At 50.4% G+C, this 2,294-nt stretch carries 3 protein-coding genes; all 3 read right to left on the bottom strand.

The features are described 5' to 3' along the window. A partial coding sequence (locus VN105_RS13820; protein WP_325641834.1) for an SRPBCC family protein occupies positions 1-515 on the bottom strand: 515 nt, incomplete at its 3' end. Positions 516-527: 12 nt separating this feature from the next. Further along, positions 528-1,058, bottom strand: a complete 531-nt coding sequence (locus VN105_RS13815) for an SRPBCC family protein (RefSeq protein ID WP_325641832.1) — start codon at positions 1,056-1,058, stop codon at positions 528-530. Positions 1,059-1,097: 39 nt separating this feature from the next. Beyond that, positions 1,098-2,204 carry an ABC transporter permease gene (locus VN105_RS13810; RefSeq protein ID WP_325641830.1) on the bottom strand — a complete coding sequence of 369 codons (1,107 nt, stop codon included), beginning with the start codon at positions 2,202-2,204 and terminating at the stop codon, positions 1,098-1,100. Positions 2,205-2,294: the final 90 nt, after the last annotated feature.

Raw genomic sequence — 2,294 nt, 5'->3', positions numbered from 1 at the left:
ATGCGGCTCAATTTTGTTAAACCATTGCTCATGGCGGGGCCATATATCCTGTCGGCCACAAACCCTCTCAGTTTCCACCAGGGCAGCATGCCCAGTTTAATTTCCATATGCCAGAAAATGGCCGTAGCCTTGCCATCTGCGGTGGGTTTCAGTTCTATGCCCCCGTTTACCGGGCGTACGCTTTTAATATCCAGCAGGTAGTGTATTCCTTTCGCCGGATCGCTGTCCAGTACCGTTACCTTTCCGCTGTTAAGCTTTCCGTTCCAGCTGTACCAGGCGCCTTTTCCTGATGGTGGCTCGGAATATACGAGCGTAGCGGTGGTATCAGGGCGGGTCCAGGGGTTCCAGGCATCCCAGGCTTTCAGGTTACTGATATGTGCATACACTGTATCAACAGGCGCCTGTATTACGCCGGTGCGCTCTACCACTGCAGTAGAGGGAAATGCCAGCGACAATCCGAAAATCACCACGCCTAAAATGACCACGCCGATCAGTAACAACTTAATAAACCGCATAGAAAAAATATATTATCCTTTAAGGAGCCTTTTTATGTTGGCCAGCCCTTTCTCAAAATCTTTCCCTACCCATTTGTCCATCATCAGTCCCATCACTTTGCGGATAGGGTGCTGTCCCATATCGCATACCATCCCCCAGGTAAGCAGGGTACCGCCATTTACGGGGTCCAGGCGGAAATAGCCTTTGGTAGCGCCCATGCCCATAAAATCAATATGGGTGGCTACCTGCTGGTCCGGTTTTGATTCTGTGATCGTCATATGGCCTTTGCCCACGTTCCGGTTGCGGCTTTCCCAGCTATAGCCCGCGCCCGCGCCGCTCTCCTTTTCCCCGTAGGTAATTTTAACGGCAGGGTCCTGCTCTTTCCAGGGCGACCACAGCTCCCAGTTGCGTACTACGTTCAGCAGCGGGAAAATATCCCCCGGCGCAGCCGTTATTACGAGCGAACGCTCCACCTTAACGGCGGAAGAGAGGAATAAACTGAAAATGAAAAGCCCCAGCACAAGGACAATAAACGCACCCAGGATAATGAAAAAGGCTTGCATGTGACTGGATTTAGATCCCACAAAGCTAACGAAATCGCCTTATTCCCACTTGAATACTTTCACGGCTACCGCATATACGACAACACCCCATAAAGTAAGGATGGCAAGTTCCCAGCCTACATGCCAGAGATGCAGTCCTTCAAAGGCTACTTTCCTGAGGGCATCTATCAGGTAAGTGAGCGGCATGATCTTACATATTGGCTGCAGCCAGCCGGGGAAAGAATCTATCGGGAAAAAGGTGCCCGCCAGCAGGAACTGCGGCAGGGTAATGATATTGGCCAGCGGCGGAATAGTGCTTTCGTTCTTTGCCAGGCTGCTCACCACAAAACCAAAACCCATGAATACCAGCAGGCCGAATACAGACAATACCAGCATTTCCATAAAAGTGGCAAAGCCATTCACCAGTGTAAAGCCAAAAGCGAAGTGCCCCAGGGCAATGATCACCACGGAACTGATGAGCTGGAAGATCATCCGGCTCAATGCTTCTGCCAGTACAATGTAGGTACGTTTGATCGGCGTAGCAAAGAAACGCTTGAGTACCAGTGTTTGGCGCATATTATAAAACAGGAAGGCGGTGCCGAAAACGGCAGCGCTCATCAGCGCAAAGCCCAGCTGACCAGGCAAAATGAAGTCGATGGTTTTAAATTCACGCCCCGGCACCTCTGTTTGTGTAAAAGTGGCTACTGTAGGGCGTTTATACGTTTCGTCGTCCAGTTTGCCTGCAATACTTTTGAGAATGGAGACCAGGGTTATTTTTTTTGCGGCATCGGAGGCGGTGGAGGTCCTTATATTAATATCATATGCAGTTACATGGCCGGCCCCTTCTTTTGGCACAATATTCAGGATAGCCACCAGGCGGCCTTTCTTCAGGTCGTCTTCCATTTCCGCTTCCGGTTGGTCGGTAACCAGTTTCAGCGTACCGGCGTGCGAAAGCTCCTGGTAATACCTGCTGTTGATATCCGTGCGCCGGTCAACACCCACTTTAACGGAAACAGTGCTTTTACCAATAAACCCAAACACCAGGATAAATACCAGCGGGAAACCCAAACTGAACACTACTGCGGAAGGGCTGCGGAAAATACCTCTCAAACTTCCTTTGGTAATGGCCAGCATGGCCCTCAACTGGCTGTACTTCGCTCCATTCATCTGATTCTGCTATTTTAAAAACCGGCGGTAAAACTACAACGTTTTTCCCTTCTTTTAGGAAAAAAGCTTCGGGGCGCCTTCGGCGCCGGA

Source organism: Chitinophaga sp., from assembly GCF_035564935.1.
Classification (GTDB): domain Bacteria; phylum Bacteroidota; class Bacteroidia; order Chitinophagales; family Chitinophagaceae; genus Chitinophaga.
Note: the sequence above shows the minus strand (reverse complement) of the source record. Positions and strands in the feature narration are given on the sequence as shown.